Origin of the sequence: Prosthecobacter vanneervenii, from assembly GCF_014203095.1 — a bacterium.
Taxonomy (GTDB): domain Bacteria; phylum Verrucomicrobiota; class Verrucomicrobiia; order Verrucomicrobiales; family Verrucomicrobiaceae; genus Prosthecobacter; species Prosthecobacter vanneervenii.
In genome coordinates this window covers 486,778-505,287 of sequence record NZ_JACHIG010000003.1, presented here as the reverse complement: position 1 = coordinate 505,287, position 18,510 = coordinate 486,778, and the positions used below count along the sequence as shown (strand labels likewise).

Sequence of the window (18,510 nt, the reverse complement as noted above, 5' to 3'; positions counted from 1 at the left end):
CTTGCTTACGCCAGCGCCTCTTTGCAATACTGCACGCACTTCTTCACCTCAGCGATGGCATCAGAGCCCTCAGGGATCTTGTATTCCAGCTCGATCTCGGCGGGGAAGGTCCACTTCTCTTTCTTCATGAGCTGCAGCACTTCCTTGATCGGGGTCTGGCCTGTGCCCCAAGGCACGTTGCCGCCGTCGGCGGTGCGGTCCTTGAGGTGCAGGTTGGTGATGCGATCGTGGTACTTCTCCAGCACGGGGATGGGGGATTTGCCCTTGGTGCCCGCGACGTAGTGGCCGATGTCCAAGTTCAGCCCGATGTACTGGCCGAGTTCCAGGATGGAGTCGAACTTGTCCATCTCCGGCAGATTGTTGGTGTGGTTGTGAAAGCCGACCCAGATCTTGTGCTTGTCCGCAAACGGGGCGACGCGCGCGGCCAGGATGGCATTGCGCTCGGTGGTCACGGCAGTGCAGCCCAGCGCCTTGGCCACGAGGAAGTTAAACTCGATTTCCTCATCCGACTGGCCGAAGCCCATCTTGTGGATGTGGATGTTCACGCCGGCGTCATTGTACATCTTCCGCATTTCGGCGCACTTGGCCAGCTGCTGCTCACGCTCGGCGTCGGTGATCTTGCCACCTTTGAGGCCTGCGTAAAGCTGGGTCGGCCCGCCCATGAGCTCGGTCTCGCTGAGGCCGTCATCGAGCAGTGCCTTGAGCGTCTCCTCAGCCGTCTTGGCCATGCTGCGGTAGCTGTAGGTGATGCAGCCGATGCGCACGCCGTTGAAGACGGAGTTCGGCTTCTCAGCGGCAGAAGCAAAACGAGGAAGCGTGAAGCCGGTGGCGGCGGCGATTGCGGTGCCAAGGAAGGAGCGGCGGGAAACGGGCTGTGATTTCATGAGAGGAAACAAGGTTGGATTCAGCGGAGCTAAATTTCAGCCATGTGTTTGCCACATTCCCCTCATGAAGTCACGCCAAACCGCCGAGAAGAGATCCGAGGTGTTTGCGCTCCTTTCTTGCCACCTTCAGACCTCACGCTATGGGAAGACCATGACAATCACTCTTCCTAAATGGTTTGATCTGCACACCCACTTCCGCCAGGGCCCGGCCATGGCGGCTTATGTGAAGGCGCATCTGGATATGGGCTGCGCAGGCGCGCTGGCCATGCCCAATACCCAGCCACCAGTGGCTCGGGTGTCCGGCCCTGCGCAGGCGGATGCCTGGTCCATCGAGGGGTACTCGGCGGAGCTGCGCGCCGCAGGGGCTGCCAGCTTTGAGCAGCTCATCGTGCCGCTCTATCTCACGCGCCAGACCACGACGGCGATGATCGCTGAAGGCGCTGCTTCGGGACTGCTGAGGGCCTGCAAATACTACCCGCCGCACGGCACCACGAACTCCGAGCACGGCATGCCGATGGACGACCTGATCGGCAGCGAGGTACTTCGTGCGATGGAAGATCACGGCATCGTGCTCTGCATCCACGGCGAGCAGCATGCGCTGAGCGGCCCGGACTACATCGACGCCCAGCAGAATGCAGAGACCCGGTTCTACACGGAGCGCATGCCGCGCCTGCTGGAGGCGCATCCGAGGCTGAGGATTGTGTGCGAGCACATCACCACACGAACGGCGGCGGAGTTTGTGGCGGCGGCACCGGAGCATGTGGGGGCGACGATCACACCGCAGCACCTGCTCTACACCCTGGGGCATCTGATCCAGGGGCTGAAATATCACCTCTACTGCCTGCCGATTGTGAAGTTTCAAGATGATCGCGCCGCGCTTCGCCAAGCCGTGACGCGAGCTGGGCAGGCAAAGTTCTTTGCTGGCACAGACAGCGCTCCGCATACCACCAAGGCCACCGCCTGCGGCTGTGCAGCAGGCTGCTTCACCGGCGGCTGCGCACCGCAGCTCTATGCGATGGCGTTTGAAGAAGCGGGCGTGGATTTCAGCACGGCGGTGGGACAGGCGATGTTTGAGCATTTCCTCTGCCTGAATGGACCTGCGTTCTACGGCTTCCCAGCTTCGCAGCAGAAATTCACCATGGAAAAAGCCCCGCAAAAAATGGAGCTGCTGGAAACGCCCGCCGGTCCTGTGACCCCTCTGCCCGTGGGGCTCAGTCTGGAGCTGACTTGGAGCCTTGTTGGCTGATAGAATTTCAGGCGTGCGGACCGTTGGTTTCTAGCACGCTGCTGAATTGACCGTTCTTCAGAGCTGCGTCACTCTTTTCATCTGCCAGCCGCCATGATTCAAAACGCCCGCTCCTCCCGTCGTCAGTTTCTCTCGCAGGCCAGTGCGGCAGTGGCCGGATTGGGGCTGGGGAGAGCGGGGGCTGCTGGCAAGGTCACGCTGCCCTTTGCCAATGGAGAGCGCCAGATGATGCAGTTCCCGCAGAAGCGTCCGCTCATCCTGCTGACCACACGCCCTCCGCAGCTCGAGACTCCGATGGAGGTCTTTAAAGAGGTCATCACACCGAACGACGCCTTTTTCGTGCGTTACCATCTGGCCAATGTCCCGCGCAGCGTGGATGCGGCCGCCTTCCGCCTGGAGGTGAAGGGCCTGGTGGACAAGCCGCTGCAGCTTTCCCTCAAGGATCTCAAGACGCAGTATGAGCAGGTCGAGGTGGTGGCGGTGAACCAGTGCTCAGGAAACAGCCGTGGCTTTTTCCAGCCACGCGTGGGCGGCGGCCAGCTGGGCAACGGCGCCATGGGCAATGCCCGCTGGCGAGGCGTGCGGCTGAAAGATGTGCTGGCCAAGGCCGGCGTGCAGGCTGGAGCAAAACAAGTGGTGTGCAATGGTCTGGACACTCCCGTGCTGCCACAGACGCCGGACTTCATCAAAGCCTTGGAAATGGATCACGCCTTGGATGGCGAGATCCTCCTGGCCTATGAAATGAACGGTGAACCGCTGCCGCTGCTGAACGGCTACCCCCTGCGCCTCGTGGTGCCAGGCTACTACGGCACCTACTGGGTGAAGCACCTCAACGAGCTGAATGTGGTGAAGGACGTGTTTGACGGATTTTTCATGGCCACGGGCTACCGCATCGCCACCACGCCCGGCGGATGTGTGGAGCCGGGCACCACACCCACGAGCACGGTGCCCATCACCCGCTTCAAAGTGCGTTCCTTCCTCACCAGCCATCTGGACGGTGCGCAGGTGCAGGCCGGTGTCGTCACACAGCTCAGCGGCATCGCCTTTGATCACGGTGCAGGCATCACCGAAGTGGCGGTGTCCGACGACGGCGGCCGCACCTGGCAGTCGGCCGAACTGGGCAAGGATCTGGGCCGCTACTCTTTTCGTCCTTGGACATTCGCCTGGAAGCCGCAAAAGAAAGGCCCCTGCGAACTGAAAGTGCGTGCGGTGAACCGCATTGGCGAGAGCCAGGCCATGGAACCGCTGTGGAATCCTCAGGGCTACATGCGCAATGTGGTGGAGACCACCCATGTGACAGTGGCATGATCATTCACGCATCACCTTTTTCCGCAGCATTATGAACAAGACTTTTCTCTGCCTGCTCTTCACTGTGGCCAGTGCCGCCTGCGTTTTTTCCGCAGACAAGGCCGCTGTTGCTGGTGAGCCTGACTTTTCCAGCTTTGTGTGGCCGGTGGAAACCGGCACCTACAAGCCCGGTACGGGTGCCGAACTGGCGCAGAGCCTCTGCATCACCTGCCACTCCACCGAATATGTCACCACCCAGCCGCCTCTTCCCCGCAAGTTCTGGGAGGCGACGGTGAAGAAGATGAAGGAAAAGTACGCGGCGCCGCTGCCCGAGGACAATGCGGCGCTGATCGACTATCTGACCAGCGCCTACGGCGCGAAGTGATCTCTCGAGTGCTTACTTGGCCGCCTTCTTGGGCGGTCCACCTTGAGGCACCACTTTGACAGCATCGGTCGGCACCGGGGCCTGGGCTGGCGTGACAAGGGGGAGATCGTCAGGAAGATGCTTGAGCAGGAAGTCCTTGTACTGGATCTTCATGGGCGGACCACGATGCACCTGCACGGCGATGACGCCTTCGAGCGCACGGCCTTTTTCATCGAGGTCGATCACATCCACCGTCTGCACACCGTCGATCCAGTGCTGGTGATGATTCCCTTCCACCAGCACTCGGTAGTCATGCCACTGCTCGGAGGGAAAGCTTTGAATCGGCAGCTTGCCCACCACCCAGGGCTGGGCCTGGGTGTCGATGATGACCTTCTCCCCGGTGTGGGCAAGAATGCGGCGGCCGCGCTCCTCGTAGAGCATGCCGTTGTAGTCGTCTTTGTCAGGCACCACATCGCACTGATACCCTGTGACGACCCACTCGCCGAGATCGGGGCGTTCCTGACCGCGATACTGCAGGCCGCTGTTGCCGCCTTTGGTGACTTTCACCTTCACGCGAAGCTCGAAGTTTTTCACCTTCCCCTCCTTCCAGGTGATGAAGCGGTTGAAGTCGAGCTTTCCGTCGGTGACACCGGTCAGACAGCCGTCTTCGACCGACCACCAGGTGCTGCCGCCGCTCCAGCCGCTGAGGTCTTTGCCATTGAAAATGGGAGTGAAACCTTCAGGCGGGGCAGGTGCCTTGTCCTCGGCTGCGAGGGGCAGGGTGATGGCGAGCGAAAGGAGGCAGAAAAGAGTACGGTGCATGTGCGACTAAACGCTTCAGCAGGCCGTCTCTTGTGAAATGTTTGCTTCTCTTCACTCCGGCGAGGCCGCCAGCCGCACGCTGCGCACCTTCATCCATGCACCGGCTTCACCGCTGCCCACCGGATCAATCCGCAGGCGCACCATGGCTCCGGAGTAGGCAGGGATCGAGGACAATGGAATGACATGGCGGTGAAACTCACCATCAGCGACCAACGGAAAAGTGGCGGCGGTCTTCGGGTCATAGCTCTTCGCGCCGTGAGGTTGCAGCATCACCACACCCTGCTTTTGGCTGGTATGAAAGGCGGCATCGATGACCAGTGCAGGTGCTTCTGCCGCCTGCCAGAACGTCAGCGGACTGATGAGCTGCGGATCATCCTGCTCCAGCAGGACCTGCAGGTGGTCCTTCACTGGCCAGCCGGTGTCCTGGGCATTCTGGTAGTGCCAGCCCTGACGGTCTGCGGAGAAAATCCACGCAGGCGTTCCCGGTGTGCGATGTGTGGCGGCGCGCTCGCGGATCTCTTGCACGGTGCCGAGCACGAGCTCGTAGCGAAATTCATACTCGATGTTGTGGTCCAGAATCTCCTGCCCCTGGCCTGCCAGATAGCCTGTGCTGTTTCCATGCGTGTCATTCGGGCCCGGCTTTCCCGCAAAGCCGCCGGTGAAATGCACTCGCCCCGGCGTGACGAGGCCAAGGCCGTAGTCTTTGTCATCCAGCAGCGCGGCCCAGCCTTCTGTCCCCGTCCAGAGGGTCCATGGATGCTTGGTCTGAGACTTCGGCATCACGGAGAAAGCTTCGTCGGTGAACGGTTTGGTGCCAGTGTAGCTGACCACGCGCGGAAAGGCGGCATTCGCATACACGGCAGGCAGCTCCTGCAGTCGCGCCGCATACTGCGTGTGGTCGCTGCGTGTGTTGGTGATCCGCGCACGTGCCTTCACCACAGCTCCGTCCAGCTCCAGCCAGGAGTCAAAGGTGCACTCCCCCGGCACGTTGTTCAGCGGCCATTGCAGGGGCACACAGCTCAGGTGGATGTGCTTGCCATCGTTTTCATGAGCCAGGATGCGGCTGGCGTTTTTAAAGTCGTCGCCGGTTTGAATCGGATTCCACCCGATGTGCCGCCAGTGCTCGGCGGGCTTCTGCCCATTGGCCTCAAACGGCACCGGGCCGGAGAAAAACGAAAGCTGCACCTGCCGCCCGAGGTCGTAGTTGTTGATCACATTCGCACCATCCTTCGTGCTGGCCAGAAAAGTGATCGCTCCACCCAGGTCGAGATCCACTCCGAGCTTGATGCGGTCATTCTCCAGCCAGCTCATTTTTTCCGCATGTGCGGTGGCGGCGAGAAGCAGCAGGGCTGGAAGCAGTCGTTTGGCAGACATGGTCATGGTTAAGACAACATGCTGTACCTGCCGCTTTCAGCAATCGCTGAAGAAAATGGATGCGTGCTGGAAAGCGCACGCTCTTTTCGGCTCATGATTTCCCTCAATGTCATCGCCACGCTGCGCACGTGCTACACCGACAAGTTTGGCGTGCCACGCCAGCCCGGGTTGGTGCCCAGTGCGTGGGGCATCATCGAGTTTGAGCCCGCCTACCGCCGCGCCGAGGCGGTGCGTGGCATCGAGGAGTTCAGCCACCTATGGCTCATCACGCAGTTTCATCTGGTGCAGGAGGAGCCGACATCTCTGACCGTGCGCCCTCCCCGGCTGGGTGGAAATCAAAAGCGCGGTGTCTTCGCCACCCGCTCTCCCTTTCGCCCCAACCGGCTGACCTTGAGCGTGGTGAAGCTCGACCGCGTGGAGCTGGAAGGCACCACCGGCCCACGACTCTTTGTATCCGGTGTGGACTTGGTGGATGGCACCCCGATTCTCGATATCAAGCCCTACATCCGCTACGCCGACTCCATCCCGGAGGCGCGCAGCGGCTTTGCAGACGTGGCTCCGCAGCGCCTGCCGGTTCAGTGGGACTGCGAAAGCCGGGTGCCAGATGATGTGCGCCTGATCATCGACGAATCACTCGCCCTGCAACCCCAGCCCGCCTACCACGAGGACGATGCCCGGGAATACGCCACGGAGATCGCTGGATGGCGCGTGCGTTGGGCGGCAACAACGGCGGGAGCCCGCGTGAAATCGTGCGAATGGGTGGGTTGAGTGCTAGCCTCTTGCATCATTCATGACTGAGACAGCTCTTCCCATCCGCGCCGCCACTGAGACCGCCATCGCCCATGGCATCACGCCAGACCGCTGCGACATCCTGCAAAACAGCAGCACACTCGTGCTGCGCCTCACAGGGACACTGGTCGCACGTGTGGTGCAGGACACCGGCGGCCCGCGCCAGGGCACGGAGTGGTTTGCGCGGGAAAATGCCATCGCGCATCATCTCACCGCGAATGGTGCTCCGGTGATCCCCCTGCATGCGGAGCTGCCCCCCGGCCCGCACGAGCACCTGGGATATCCGATGAACTTCTGGCAGTTCGTCACCCGCATCGATACCGAGCCCGATCCGCAGGAAATCGGTCGTACGCTCCGCCAGTGCCACGACATCATGAGCCGCTTTGCCGAGCCGCTGCCGCATCTGGCCATCATCACTGAAAGTCTAGCCATCTTGCACGATAGGGAGCTGTTCGCGCAGGACGTTCAGCAGATGCTGCGGGATCACCTGACGCATTCTATCGAGGCGCTAAACCAGCGTCCCCACCAGCCGCTGCATGGAGATGCCCACATGGGCAATCTCATGAATACCACTCGCGGTCTGCTCTGGACTGACTGGGAGGACACTTTCTCAGGTCCGGTAGAGTGGGATGTAGCCTCCATCATCTGGAATGCGCAGATCCTGGAGCAAGACCACGATACCGTGAAAAAGATCTGCGACGCCTATTGCGAAGCCGGCGGAGTCATTGATGCCGGGACACTGCAGCAGTGCCTCATCGCCCGTGCTGCGGTCATCACCGCCTGGTATCCCATTCTCTACCCCAATCCTAATGCCGACCGTCAGGAGAAGCTGGCGCGGCGCATCGAGTGGCTGCAGCAGCGGGCGGTTGTTTGACGCCGGGGCAAAAAAGCGCATCATTTTTTGTCACCACCGCGCAGTCGGCGGCCACTGGAGGGTGTCATGAATACTGCAACTCTCATCCCCCGAACTTCAGACGATGCCCAGCTCGTGGAACTCAGCCTGCAGGGCGATACCCGCGCCTTCGGCAGTCTGGTGGAGCGCCACCAGTCACTCATCTGTGGCCTGGCCTATAGCGCGTGTGGCAATGTGCATGTGAGCGAAGACCTGGCGCAGGAGACCTTCATCACCGCCTGGCAGCAGCTCCGCAACCTGCGCGAGAGGGGCAACATCCGTGGCTGGCTCTGCGGAATAGCACGTCATGTGATCAACAATTTCCACCGCCGCCAGCAGCGCACTCCCACTGCGATGGCCGCCGAGATTGATGACGCGACACATCCCGCATCCGCCGAACCAGCACCAGATGAAAGCGCGATCCAGGAGCAGGAGAGTGCACTGCTCTGGCGGACGCTGCAAACGCTGCCCGAGACCTATCGCGAGCCCATGGTGCTCTTCTACCGCCAGAATGAATCCGTGGCGGCAGTGGCCGAGTCTCTGGATATTTCCGAGGACGCAGTGAAGCAGCGGCTGGCGCGTGGCCGCGCCATGCTGGCAGAGCAGGTGGAACGCAGGCTGGGCAACACCCTGCGACAAAGCATGCCTACGGCCGCCTTTACCTGCTGCGTTATGGCAGCTCTGCCGCTGGCCACCACGTCTGCCTCAGCGGCTACTGCCGGGATGACGCTGGCCAAAGGCGGCGCGAGTGGAAAACCGCTGGTCTTGGCCCTGCTAAACGGGGTGCTGAGTCCGCTGCTGGCCTTTGTGGCGGCAGGCGTTGGCTACAAGGTCAGCATGGACAGCGCACGCTCCATGGAGGAGCAGAGAATGATCAAAAAATTCTTCCGGGTGATCCTGGCGGCGATCCTGTTTTTCTGCGCTTACACCGTGGCGCTGATAGTGTATGGCAGGTGGCTTGCTCTCCAGCATCCAGCCGCGTATGTCACACTGCTGACGGGCATGGTGGCGGGATGTGTCCTCTTTTGTGCCGGAGGTATCACATGGGCGCTGCGGCAGAGCCGAAAAGTGGCGTCCGCAGAAGCTGCGATAGCAGAGGCGGCCAGTCTGCCCGTGGGAAAATGGGGTGTGCCGCACCTCGAATATCGCAGCAGACTCACGTTTCTCGGCCTGCCACTTGTGCACATGCGGCTGGGCAGAAAGCGTGGCCAGCCCATCCGCCCTGTGAAGGCATGGTTTGCCATGGGGGATTTTGCCGTGGGTGTGATCGGTGCCTTCGGTGCCTGCACCATCGCTCCGATCAGTGTGGGGGCCTGCTCGCTGGGATTGATCTCACTGGGTGGTCTGGCGGTGGGAGCTGCATGCTGGGGTGGCCTCGGGATTGGCCTGTGGGCCATTGGTGGCTGTGCGCTTGGCTGGCAGGCCTATGGGGGCTGCGTCGTGGCCTGGGAGGCCGCGCAGGGCGGCCTTGCCGCAGCTCATCACTATGCCTGGGGAGAGGTGGCAGTGGCGCAGCATGTGAACGATGCCGTGGCCAAGGCTGCGATGAAGTCGAGTCCCTTCTTCCAGTTTGCCCGATGGGCCGTGAAGTATGCGGCTCTTCTCAACCTTGTCTGGTTCCTGCCGCTGGCACTGCTGGTGCGCAAGGCACGGCAGCTCAGGGAGCAGGAAAGCAGGGGCTGATAATCCTTGCTCAACGTGAGCTGGCTGCTTGCAGCTCAGGCACCAGCTTCGGATCATACGTGGCGCCTTTGGACACCTGGATCAGCGTCATGCGCACCTTGGTGGGAAAGAACTTCTCGGGATCAGGGCGCTTGTGGGCGTGCAGGTTGTGATCGTCCTTCAGCACGAGGTGCATTTCTTTGATGCCCTGGTCCCAGAGGATGTCGTTGTTCTGCCAGAAGGTGGTCATGGAAAGGTCCTTCTCATGCACGCCAGTGGTGGTGTAGGGCCCGGTGCCGATGCAGCCATAGCCGTGGTTCTGCCCCTTGTAAGGGATGTAGCAAACACTCCAGGAGGTGGGCTGATCTCCCGCTGGCTTTTCGAGAACCTCCAGACGCAGGTGCACTGTACCGTTTCTGTAATCCACAGGCGAGGTCCAGTCTTTGGGGCGCGACGGATTCAGTCGGTCGCTTTTCACGTAATAGTGCGACTGGCTGGGCTTCGAGGTGAGGGCGTCCTCTTGAGTGAAAGTGAAGGTGACATCGAACAGCACAAACTGATCGGCGCGGCCAAGGCTGGCGTTGGCCAAAAGCAAAAGGAGAGAAACAAGAAGAGCACGGGTGTTCACACCGTGAATCATGATGGAGGACGGAGCCCGGTCAATGCTGGAAGCGAAGCAGTGAAGCGATTCACAAGACAGGCGCAAAAGGCACGGTGAATCCATCGTTTCAAATGAATGCGCCTTCTTCTGCTCCCTCTGTTGTTTTGCTCCTCCGTCATTGCCGGTGAACTTCTTCATGAAGATTTCTCCGCCGCCGCACTGCCCAAAGGCTGGACCACTGGCGGTCGAGCCAATTCATGGACGGTGCGGGAAGGCGTGCTGCAAGGCGTCTGTGCCAAGGATGATGACCATGGCCCGGCGGCATTTGCGCCGCTCTCTGGCCGCGATCTGGACCTGAACTGCAAGGTGAAGCTGGATGAAAAAGGCAACTGCCTGATCCTCGTGGACGGTGAATCCGCTTTTGGCGGCTCCGCGCATCTGCTGCGGGTTTCCATCTATGGCAATACGCTCGCCATCGCGCAGGACCGCGGCTCGCCGCAGTCGCACATCGAGCACGGAAAGCTGCGTGCCGCACTGGCCAAGGAAGGCAAAAAAGTACCACCGCCCACGCCTGAGCAGCTGGCTGATCCGGCTTACTACCGCACCGAGCGTCTGGCTACCGCACCGCTGCAGGCCAAGCCCGGCGAATGGATCAAGCTGGATGTCGCTCTCAGAGGCAACAATGTGACCGTGACGGTAAACGACTCGCAGAAGCTTGAGGCAAAAGGGACAGTGTTTGATGTGGCGAAGTCACGTCTCGTTTACCTCGTGGGCCAGGGCAGAAAGCTCTGGGTCGATGAGGTGAAAGCCTCGAACCCGTGACCCAAAAGAAAAACGCCGAAGGATGCGTGATCCTCCGGCGCAGCGATTTTGATTTCTGAATTCGGATTACTTGGCGGCCGTGGTCGGCTTGAAATTTTTCACAAACTCCAGGCACTTGGTCACGTCAGGCTGGCTGGTTTCCCAGTCCTTTTCCCACTCGGCATCCAGCGGTCCGTAAAAGCCCTGTTCGGCAAAGAGGTTCAGCACGGCGGGGATGTCAGACTTGCCGGTGCCCCAGATCATGTCCTTGGCCTCGCGCACGCCAAAGGCTTCCAGATCCTTCACATGGCTGTCAAAGATGCGGCCTTTGAGGATCCGGATGGCATCGGTGGGCTTCACGCCGGAGCGCACCCAGTGGCCGATGTCGGCGCAGGAGCCCATGCGAGGATCGCGGTCCTTCACCAGGCTGAGCACATACTCGGGGTCCCAGTAGCGGTAGCTGCGGTCCAGCGGCTTTTTCGGATGGTTGTGGATCGCCATCTTGATGTCGTATTCCTTCACCAGTTTCTCGATGAGATCGAAGGCATCTTCCGCTGGCTCGCTGACCACGATTCCGACTCCCATGTCCTTGCAGAAGTCAAAGATCTTGCGGCACTCAGCCTCATTGTTGGCCAGGCGCACCACGCCGTAGCCCACGGGGGTGAGTCCCAGCTCCTTGAGCTTGGCCTTCACCGGAGCGCGTTCCTCAGCGGTCGTGTTATGGTCAAACTTGGACTTCGGATCGGCTTTGTTCACCAGATGGCCAGGGAAAAACTCCACCGTCTTGCCACCGCAGGCGGCGATCTTTTCCAGCGCCGTCATCAGGTCAAAAGACTTGAAGGTGTAAGCCTGGCAGCCGGCATAGAACTGGCCGACTTTGGCACTTTCAGGGAGAGGCTCTGCGGCAATGGCCAGCGAGGCCGTGCCGAGAACCAGGGAGAGAAATGTCGTGCGTATCATGGAGCGAGTCAACGGACTGCGCGTGGAGTTCTTGCAAACATGCTCGGCGGCTGGAGGCCAGATAAAGAGTTCGTTGAGATTTCTGACTTTGCTTGCACTGCCGGATGAAGAGGCCATTTTCGATCTCATGAACATTATGAAGCCTGCCTTGCTCGCCGTCATGCTTGTCTGTGTCCTGTCTGCTCGCTCTTCCTCGGCTGCGGATGTAAAAGGCGGGAAGGATCACCCGCTGCTTAAGCGCTACGACGGCTCGACCATGCTCTGGTATGAGCAGAAGAACTACGACGCGCTGAGGCTTGCTCTGGAGTGCATTGTTTTTGATTACGGAGAAGGAAAGATGAAGCCCTTCAAAAAGGTGGATGCCGAGGGTCGCAAGACCACGCTGTACTACAATCTACCCTCTGGTATCGGCACTCTGGAAGGTGCTCGTCAGTATGAAAATGAACTGAAGGAAAAAGGCTTCGAGATTCTCTTTCGCGGAACTGGCGAGGAGATCGAAAAAAACAAGGGGGACAACCTGGCCATGGAAGTTTATGGCATGACTTCGTCAAATACAGACAGGGAGCACCCTCAGTTCATGGCCATGCAGGGAGTGGACAAAACCAAGTCAAATTATCTTGCCGCCCGCCTGGCCCGATCTGAAGGAGATGTTTTTTGCTCCGTGTGGGCCTTCGAGGCAGCATGGACCGCCGCCAGTCTGAAAGCTCCTGAAAAAAGCACAGTGGTGCGTGTGGACATCTGCGAGGTGAAGCCAATGGAGCAGAAGATGGTGCTCGTAAAAGCCGAGGAGATGGAGGGGCAGATCGCACTGAACGGCAAGGTGGCCCTTTACGGCATCCTCTTTGACACAGACAAGGCATCCATCCGTCCGGACTCGGAGCCTACTCTGGTTGAGATCTCAAAGCTTCTTCAAAACAAGCCTGGCCTGCGCGTCCTTGTGGTGGGGCATACAGACACGCAGGGCAGCTTTGAATACAATCGCAGTCTGTCTCAGCGCCGTGCTGATTCAGTGGTGGCAAACCTGGCAGGCAGGGGGATTTCCAAAGAGCGGCTGTTTCCGGTGGGAGTTTCTTTCGCTTCGCCTGTGGCTGCAAATGCCACTGAGGAAGGCAGGGCAAAAAACCGTCGTGTTGAACTGGTGGACATGGGCGATGCCAAGGCCAGGTAAGCAGTCTCCTCTCAACGAAGCGCCACGAAGTCACCCTCATAAAACACGCAGGCCCTGCCTTCGTGAATGACCTGCACTCGGAGTCTCAGGTGTGCTTTGCCAGTATCTTTAAAAGTGGTCTTGAAGGCAGCCATCTCAACTTCATCAGGACTCTGGCAAACAGCACGTAAAATCCCGCGCACGGGGTGCTTATAGCGGATGCTGCTCTCGCGCACAACGATGTGCGCTTGTCTATCCCCCAGTTGCAGCCAGAGCATGGCGTATCCGGCCAGAGTGGTCAGTGCGCTGAGGCTGCCGCCAAAGGCGGTGCCAAGATGGTTGTGATTGGGCTCCAGCGGCGCTGTCACGATGAGCTGCTTGCCGTCGTAGCTTTCCAGCCGCACCCCCATCGCCTGGGTGAGCGGCATCTGCTCATGCAGAAAGCGTTCGGTATCGCGCAGGAGGTCGTCGTTCATCGGTGCAGGACTTTCGGGATGCTCCGCCAATTCGCAACGATCTTCGCGATAGGCAGCGGCATTCCCCGCGTTTTCACCCGCACAGTCACCATGAAAATGCTTCCGCGCTTCCTTGTCGCCACCTTCTGCCTCGGTCTGCCAGCCAGCCTGCTGGCCGAGCTCTCGCTGCCTCATTTTTTTAGCGACCACATGGTGCTGCAGCGCGAGCGTGCGGCCGCCGTCTGGGGCAAAGCGAGCCCGCAGGCCGAAGTCACACTTGAGTTTAAAGGCAAGACCGCCTCTGCAAAGGCAGACAAAAAAGGCCGCTGGCGCACCAGCATTGAAACAGGTGCTGCAGACGCCAAAGGAGCGACTCTGTCCGTGAAATCCGGCTCTGACAGCGTCATGATCAATGACGTGCTCGTGGGCGAGGTCTGGCTCGCCTCGGGACAGTCAAACATGTATTTCACCATGGACCGTGTGCCGGCCTATGCGGAGCTGATTTCCAAAGCCGACTATCCCGGCCTGCGGATGTTCAATGCGCCTCTGGTCACCGCTGCCGAGCCGCAGGAAGACATCGCAGGTACATGGTCGCAGAGCAGCCCGCAGACGGTGCCCGGCTACTCGGCAGTGGCGTTTTTCTTTGCTCTCAAGCTGCATCAGGAGCTTGGCGTGCCTGTGGGCGTGCTCAAGACCGCCTGGGGCGGCAAGCCGGTGGAAACCTTCACCAGCCGTGAAGCACTGAACACACTGCCCGGCACCAAGGAAATGGTGGACAAGCTGCTGGCAGAAGCCGCCAGCTATGACGCCGCCAAAGCTCAGGCTGCTTATGAGGCCAGTCTTAAAAAATGGCAGGAAACCATGGCTGCGGCCAAGGGCAAGCCCGCTGCGGACCGCAAGCGTCTTCCCAAGCGACCCGCCGCGCCCAAGCCGCCGCTGGAGACAGAGGGAAAGCCCGGCGTGCTCTTCAATGCCATGATCAATCCCTTTGCCGGCTACACCATGCGTGGTGCCATCTGGTATCAAGGAGAAGCCAATGCCAAGCCCGGCGCCGTGCCTTATGACCAGACCCTGCCGCTGATGATCCGCGACTGGCGCCAGCGCTGGGCGGATGAATTCTCCTTCTACTTCGTGCAGCTGGCCAATTTCCATGCACCCTCCACTGAAGCCGGCACGCCAGACCCATGGGCACTGCTGCAGGATCGCATGCGCCACATTTTGACTTCAACTCCCAAGACCGGCATGGCCATCATCAATGAAGTAGGAGAGGCCAATGACATCCATCCCAAGGACAAAAAGACACCCGGCGAGCGCCTCGCCCGCTGGGCTCTGGCCAAGGACTACGGCCGCGACATCATCTACAGCGGCCCCTTGTTTAAATCGAGCCAGGTGGAAGGGGGCGCTGTGCGCGTGATCTTTGATCAAGCCGGCTCCGGGCTGAAAGCGCGCGATGGAGCTGCCTTGAAGCGCTTTGAAATCGCCGGTGCAGACCACGCCTGGAAATGGGCGGATGCAAAAATTGATGGCAAAGACAGCGTCATAGTCAGCAGCGCGGAAGTAAAGCAGCCCGTGGCCGTGCGCTACGCCTGGGCGGCCAACCCCGAAGGGGCCAATCTGGTGAATAGCGACGGCCTACCCGCTTCCATTTTCCGCACCGATGATTGGAATGATGTGGAGGTCGCTGCCGCAGCACCTGCGGTGGACGACCGCCGTGCTCTCGCCACCGAAATCAAGACGTTGAACGCCAAGCTCCAGGGCATGGATCGCAAAAGCCCGGAGGCCGTCGAGCTACGCAAAAAAGTGCAGGAGATGCTGACGAAATATAAAGCCACCGCTCCCAAGAAGTAACAGCGCTGCTTATTTTGCCCACCAGCTGGACAGGCAGGCCTTCGGCGTGTCCGGCTTGATCAGCGTATCCTCGGAGTAGTGAGAGGTGTCGTTGAAAAGCATCAGACGTGCGCGCACCGGGTCCTTGAAATCCACCACGTTCAGCGCGGCCGGGTTCTGATCCAGATTGTCGCGGTAGCGGCGTGGATCGAATCCGAGCAGCGAGCTAAGCAACAGGCGGATCGTTGCCTTGTGGGAGACGACGATGATCGATTCCCCCTCATGCTGCCGCACGATCTCCATCAGCGCGGGCAGGGCACGTGCGGTGACAGCCAGACCGCTCTCCCCGCCCTCTGGCGCAAAGGTGAAAGGATCCTCATCCCAGGCCGCTGCTTCGCTGGGAAACTTCTGTTCCACCTCCGCGCGCGTCAGCTGCTCCCAGTGGCCATGGGAGATTTCTTTCAAGCCCTCTCTTGGATGCACCTCCAGCTGGTGCGCCGCAGCCAGAATGCGAGCTGTCTCCATGGTGCGGTCCAGTGGCGAGGCATACACCGCTGTCACTGGCAGGCCTTTGAGCCGCTGTGCCAGGCGTGCAGCCTGGTTGCGGCCTTCCTCAGATAGCGGCACATTCGTGGCACCGGCAAATCGGTCTTCAGCAGTCAGGATGGTGGCGCCGTGGCGGATCAGGTAAATGCGGGTAAGAGCCATGGCCAGCCTATAGCACAGGTCATTCGGCTGTTACGAGCAGATTTGCATTCAGCTCATCGGCTATGCTGGCTCTATCAGCGGCGGCCGTGATTAAAATCCACCGGATTATTCACCGTCTTCGCTCCTTGGTTGTGGTCGATCAGCGTGTTCTTGCAGCTCGGATCCACCACGATGGTCGCGGCCTTGTTTTGGAAAGTGTTGCCGCTGAACTGCAGGTCGTGGCCGTTGGGGGCGAAGGTGACGGCTTCGTCAGGCGCGGAATCGCCGAGGATGAAGATGTTGTCCTTCACAATCACCGGGCCGTAGCTGGCACCCGGCTCATAGATCGTGAAGTACAGCTCCGGAAACTCGCCCGGCTTGGCCGTGCGGTAGGCGATGCGTCCCCGCCGCATGTCAGGCTCATTTTTCGTGGTGTTGTTCACGAACACATTCCCTGTCATGATAAAGTTCACCGGCTGGTTGATCCACGCCCCGCGCCCGCCATTGCGGAAGGTGTTTCCAGTCATCGTCACATCCGTGCAGCTTTTTTCCACGCTGATCACGCGCGAGCCGTTGGTGCCATCCACCAGGTTTCCGGTGATGGTGGCGTTCTGGCAATACTCCGCCAGAAAGAAGGCCCCCATGCGGCTGCCAAGAATGTGGTTGCTTGAGAAAATGACATTCCTGCAGCGCTGAATGTGCATCGTGTCTCCCAGGGCGCTGAGCTGGCAGCCTGTGACGCGGACATCCAGCGCGCCCACGATGTCAAATGCCCCCTTGCCCGGGCCGCTGCCCGTCGGGGCATAAGCTCCCAGGTAGGTGCCGCTGAGATTGAATGCCAGCACGCCACTGCCATCATTGTCAAAACGAATCGCCCTGCCTTTCGGCTGGTCGGCGATCTTGATGTGTTGTGGGGTGGATTCGACCACAAAATACTGCCTGCCACGCACGATATTTTTCGGCAGGCTTGTACCCATGAAGGTGAGCGCTTCTTTGGGATCATCCGTTTCGCTTACGGCGAGCGGGCGTGTGCTGTTGTCAAACTTCACCAAGTCCCCGCTGAAAGTGGCATCCCGAGTCAGGTCCGTGCGGAAGTACTTTCTGGCACGCTCCACCTCCCAAGGCTCATAAGCTTCGGGGAAGGTCATGATCTGCCACAGGTAGCCGTAGTCCCACATGAACTTCCCGCTGCGCAGCAGCGTGCAGCTTTCCACCGCCACACGCTCGGCATAGGCCTTCACCTCGCTCTCGCTGCTTTTACCCACCAGCCCATGCACCCCGATCACGGCTCCCGCCATCCCGTTGGCCTTCACTTCGCGAAACAGGATGTCATGCGTACCGCCTTGTTTGGTCGTCGTGATCTCAATGCCCTTCGTGTTTGCATTGGGCTCCCAGAGATTCTCCTTCTGCGCCGGGTCAAACACATGCCCCACAAACTCCCCACCATGCCAGCTGAAATGCGCGATGTCCTGCCCGGCAAAGACAACCACACGCGCCTTGTCCGGCAGCGTCTCCGGCAGGATGAATCGCGCCCCATGGGCAAGCACCGTCGTGTTCGAGCCAAGCACCAGCGGCTTGTCGCCATCGAGATGGTAGTCTCCTGCCGGAATTGTCACCACACCGCCTTTGGAAAGAAGAGCGGCGATTTTGGCCGAATCATCGGCAAACACAGCGGCGGTCAGCAGCAGGAGGCAAAAAAGAGACTTCATGAGACAAGCAGGACAATGACTGTAAAACGGACTTCAAATGAAAACACGCAGGGTTCGGCCTCCCTACTTTTTAACCTTCTGCACCGGCGTGCTGGGCAGTGACGACACATTCAGCGTGAACGCTTTGGCCGGTTGTTTGCCGAGAAGCTGGAGATCAAACCACTCGGTCATGCGCTCCGTGTCCTGAGGCATCTCCTGCCATCCGCCGTGCCCGGCACCCAGGCGAATAACGAGCTCGCACACCACGCCTTCTTCATGGCAGCGTTTTAGAAAGCGCTGCGATTGAGTGATGGACACCTGTGGGTCGGCATCGCCATGCACGATGAAGATGGGAGGCTGGCCTTTGTGCACCCAGTAGATCGGGGACAGCTCCTTGCCCAATGCCGCACGGCCTTCCTCAGTCGCCGCCTTCGGTCCGAAAGCGCCTGCATAAGCAGCCAGTTTGCCGATGCCCAAGGCATTGTCTCCGGGTTCGAACCAGTTCAGATAATCGGTGGGCGGGTAGAAACATGCCACGGCATTCACGGCGCTGCTTTCACGATCCACGGGATCCACCGCCTTAGGATCTCCCGCGCCGCCGCGCGTGGCCAGCATCAGGCTCAGGTGGCCGCCCGCGCTGCCGCCCGTGACGCCGAGCTTTTGCGGGTCCACACCATATTCTGCCGCATGCGCACGCACAAACCTCACGGCACGGTTGAGGTCCGCCACGATCTCTTCCACCTGAAACCTCGGCTGCGTGCCGTGCACCACCACAAACGTGGTGTAGCCCGCCTTCGGCCAGCCGCCGTCGCTGATGCCATTGTGATTCGACTTCCACCCGCCGCTAATGATTTTGATGATCCCTGCGCCGTTGGGCTTGGCTGGCTTGAAAACATCCATCGTCAGAGCCACGCCATCGTGCTTGGTGTAGATGACATCACGAATTCTCTCTGGCTCCTGGGCCTGTAGTGCTGATGTGGTGAAAAGAAGGAGGGCGCAGAGGAAGGGCAGCGGGTGTTTCATA

At 60.0% G+C, this 18,510-nt stretch carries 18 protein-coding genes; 9 read left to right on the top strand and 9 right to left on the bottom strand.

The features are described 5' to 3' along the window. Positions 1-5: 5 nt before the first annotated feature. A complete protein-coding gene (locus HNQ65_RS09935; RefSeq protein WP_184339369.1) occupies positions 6-884 on the bottom strand; it encodes a sugar phosphate isomerase/epimerase family protein in 879 nt (292 codons plus the stop codon). Between the two features lie 64 nt (positions 885-948). Here HNQ65_RS09935 and HNQ65_RS09930 point away from each other — a divergent pair, with 64 nt between their 5' ends. The 3 genes from HNQ65_RS09930 (at position 949) to sorB (ending at position 3,802) form a co-directional block, all read left to right on the top strand. Next, positions 949-2,130 (top strand): amidohydrolase family protein, encoded by a 1,182-nt coding sequence (locus HNQ65_RS09930; RefSeq protein WP_221306106.1) that lies wholly within the window; start codon positions 949-951, stop codon positions 2,128-2,130. Positions 2,131-2,223: 93 nt separating this feature from the next. Then, complete coding sequence (sorA, locus tag HNQ65_RS09925; protein ID WP_184339367.1) at positions 2,224-3,438, top strand: SorA family sulfite dehydrogenase catalytic subunit; 1,215 nt, start codon at positions 2,224-2,226, stop codon at positions 3,436-3,438. 31 nt (positions 3,439-3,469) lie between these two features. Next, positions 3,470-3,802 (top strand): SorB family sulfite dehydrogenase c-type cytochrome subunit, encoded by a 333-nt coding sequence (gene sorB / locus HNQ65_RS09920; RefSeq protein ID WP_184339366.1) that lies wholly within the window; start codon positions 3,470-3,472, stop codon positions 3,800-3,802. A gap of 12 nt (positions 3,803-3,814) precedes the next feature. Here the strand turns inward: sorB and HNQ65_RS09915 are convergent, their stop codons facing one another. Beyond that, on the bottom strand, positions 3,815-4,603 hold the full coding sequence (locus HNQ65_RS09915; RefSeq protein WP_184339365.1) for a 3-keto-disaccharide hydrolase: 789 nt from the start codon (positions 4,601-4,603) through the stop codon (positions 3,815-3,817). A gap of 51 nt (positions 4,604-4,654) precedes the next feature. Continuing rightward, complete coding sequence (locus tag HNQ65_RS09910) at positions 4,655-5,977, bottom strand: hypothetical protein (protein ID WP_184339364.1); 1,323 nt, start codon at positions 5,975-5,977, stop codon at positions 4,655-4,657. A 93-nt stretch (positions 5,978-6,070) separates the two neighbouring features. Between HNQ65_RS09910 and tsaA the strand changes: the two genes are divergently transcribed. The 3 genes from tsaA to HNQ65_RS09895 all read left to right on the top strand — a co-directional run bounded on the left by tsaA (position 6,071) and on the right by HNQ65_RS09895 (position 9,341). Then, a complete protein-coding gene (tsaA, locus tag HNQ65_RS09905; RefSeq protein WP_184339363.1) occupies positions 6,071-6,745 on the top strand; it encodes a tRNA (N6-threonylcarbamoyladenosine(37)-N6)-methyltransferase TrmO in 675 nt (224 codons plus the stop codon). A gap of 22 nt (positions 6,746-6,767) precedes the next feature. Beyond that, positions 6,768-7,640 (top strand): phosphotransferase, encoded by an 873-nt coding sequence (locus HNQ65_RS09900; RefSeq protein WP_184339362.1) that lies wholly within the window; start codon positions 6,768-6,770, stop codon positions 7,638-7,640. A gap of 66 nt (positions 7,641-7,706) precedes the next feature. Next, a complete protein-coding gene (locus HNQ65_RS09895) occupies positions 7,707-9,341 on the top strand; it encodes an RNA polymerase sigma factor (RefSeq protein ID WP_184339361.1) in 1,635 nt (544 codons plus the stop codon). 10 nt (positions 9,342-9,351) lie between these two features. On the opposite strand, the gene HNQ65_RS09890 is transcribed toward HNQ65_RS09895, so the two are convergent. Further along, positions 9,352-9,915 carry a hypothetical protein gene (locus HNQ65_RS09890; RefSeq protein ID WP_221306105.1) on the bottom strand — a complete coding sequence of 188 codons (564 nt, stop codon included), beginning with the start codon at positions 9,913-9,915 and terminating at the stop codon, positions 9,352-9,354. A 141-nt stretch (positions 9,916-10,056) separates the two neighbouring features. On the opposite strand from HNQ65_RS09890, the gene HNQ65_RS09885 reads away from it, so the two are divergent. Then, a complete protein-coding gene (locus HNQ65_RS09885) occupies positions 10,057-10,743 on the top strand; it encodes a family 16 glycoside hydrolase (RefSeq protein WP_184339359.1) in 687 nt (228 codons plus the stop codon). Positions 10,744-10,809: 66 nt separating this feature from the next. Here HNQ65_RS09885 and HNQ65_RS09880 read toward each other — a convergent pair whose 3' ends face one another. After that, entirely contained in the window at positions 10,810-11,682 is an 873-nt protein-coding gene (locus HNQ65_RS09880; protein WP_184339358.1) for a sugar phosphate isomerase/epimerase family protein, read from the bottom strand. A 136-nt stretch (positions 11,683-11,818) separates the two neighbouring features. On the opposite strand from HNQ65_RS09880, the gene HNQ65_RS09875 reads away from it, so the two are divergent. Further along, positions 11,819-12,850, top strand: a complete 1,032-nt coding sequence (locus HNQ65_RS09875) for an OmpA family protein (protein ID WP_184339357.1) — start codon at positions 11,819-11,821, stop codon at positions 12,848-12,850. Positions 12,851-12,861: 11 nt separating this feature from the next. Here the strand turns inward: HNQ65_RS09875 and HNQ65_RS09870 are convergent, their stop codons facing one another. Then, positions 12,862-13,305 carry a YiiD C-terminal domain-containing protein gene (locus tag HNQ65_RS09870; protein ID WP_184339356.1) on the bottom strand — a complete coding sequence of 148 codons (444 nt, stop codon included), beginning with the start codon at positions 13,303-13,305 and terminating at the stop codon, positions 12,862-12,864. A 90-nt stretch (positions 13,306-13,395) separates the two neighbouring features. Between HNQ65_RS09870 and HNQ65_RS09865 the strand changes: the two genes are divergently transcribed. Further along, a complete protein-coding gene (locus tag HNQ65_RS09865) occupies positions 13,396-15,132 on the top strand; it encodes a sialate O-acetylesterase (protein WP_184339355.1) in 1,737 nt (578 codons plus the stop codon). A gap of 9 nt (positions 15,133-15,141) precedes the next feature. On the opposite strand, the gene HNQ65_RS09860 is transcribed toward HNQ65_RS09865, so the two are convergent. From HNQ65_RS09860 to HNQ65_RS09850, 3 genes are all read right to left on the bottom strand, one after another. Beyond that, complete coding sequence (locus tag HNQ65_RS09860) at positions 15,142-15,819, bottom strand: histidine phosphatase family protein (RefSeq protein WP_184339354.1); 678 nt, start codon at positions 15,817-15,819, stop codon at positions 15,142-15,144. Positions 15,820-15,893: 74 nt separating this feature from the next. Next, a complete protein-coding gene (locus HNQ65_RS09855; protein ID WP_184339353.1) occupies positions 15,894-17,507 on the bottom strand; it encodes a right-handed parallel beta-helix repeat-containing protein in 1,614 nt (537 codons plus the stop codon). Positions 17,508-17,570: 63 nt separating this feature from the next. Next, positions 17,571-18,509, bottom strand: a complete 939-nt coding sequence (locus HNQ65_RS09850) for an alpha/beta hydrolase (RefSeq protein ID WP_184339352.1) — start codon at positions 18,507-18,509, stop codon at positions 17,571-17,573. Between the last annotated feature and the right edge of the window lies 1 nt (position 18,510).

Bases quoted from the DNA above. Each gene is read 5' to 3' on its own strand.
- HNQ65_RS09935 (WP_184339369.1), bottom strand. From the start codon at position 884: ATGAAATCACAGCCCGTTTCCCGCCGCTCCTTCCTTGGCACCGCAATC.
- HNQ65_RS09930 (WP_221306106.1), top strand. From the start codon at position 949: ATGAAGTCACGCCAAACCGCCGAGAAGAGATCCGAGGTGTTTGCGCTC.
- sorA (WP_184339367.1), top strand. From the start codon at position 2,224: ATGATTCAAAACGCCCGCTCCTCCCGTCGTCAGTTTCTCTCGCAGGCC.
- sorB (WP_184339366.1), top strand. From the start codon at position 3,470: ATGAACAAGACTTTTCTCTGCCTGCTCTTCACTGTGGCCAGTGCCGCC.
- HNQ65_RS09915 (WP_184339365.1), bottom strand. From the start codon at position 4,603: ATGCACCGTACTCTTTTCTGCCTCCTTTCGCTCGCCATCACCCTGCCC.
- HNQ65_RS09910 (WP_184339364.1), bottom strand. From the start codon at position 5,977: ATGTCTGCCAAACGACTGCTTCCAGCCCTGCTGCTTCTCGCCGCCACC.
- tsaA (WP_184339363.1), top strand. From the start codon at position 6,071: ATGATTTCCCTCAATGTCATCGCCACGCTGCGCACGTGCTACACCGAC.
- HNQ65_RS09900 (WP_184339362.1), top strand. From the start codon at position 6,768: ATGACTGAGACAGCTCTTCCCATCCGCGCCGCCACTGAGACCGCCATC.
- HNQ65_RS09895 (WP_184339361.1), top strand. From the start codon at position 7,707: ATGAATACTGCAACTCTCATCCCCCGAACTTCAGACGATGCCCAGCTC.
- HNQ65_RS09885 (WP_184339359.1), top strand. From the start codon at position 10,057: ATGCGCCTTCTTCTGCTCCCTCTGTTGTTTTGCTCCTCCGTCATTGCC.
- HNQ65_RS09880 (WP_184339358.1), bottom strand. From the start codon at position 11,682: ATGATACGCACGACATTTCTCTCCCTGGTTCTCGGCACGGCCTCGCTG.
- HNQ65_RS09875 (WP_184339357.1), top strand. From the start codon at position 11,819: ATGAAGCCTGCCTTGCTCGCCGTCATGCTTGTCTGTGTCCTGTCTGCT.
- HNQ65_RS09870 (WP_184339356.1), bottom strand. From the start codon at position 13,305: ATGAACGACGACCTCCTGCGCGATACCGAACGCTTTCTGCATGAGCAG.
- HNQ65_RS09865 (WP_184339355.1), top strand. From the start codon at position 13,396: ATGAAAATGCTTCCGCGCTTCCTTGTCGCCACCTTCTGCCTCGGTCTG.
- HNQ65_RS09860 (WP_184339354.1), bottom strand. From the start codon at position 15,819: ATGGCTCTTACCCGCATTTACCTGATCCGCCACGGCGCCACCATCCTG.
- HNQ65_RS09855 (WP_184339353.1), bottom strand. From the start codon at position 17,507: ATGAAGTCTCTTTTTTGCCTCCTGCTGCTGACCGCCGCTGTGTTTGCC.
- HNQ65_RS09850 (WP_184339352.1), bottom strand. From the start codon at position 18,509: ATGAAACACCCGCTGCCCTTCCTCTGCGCCCTCCTTCTTTTCACCACA.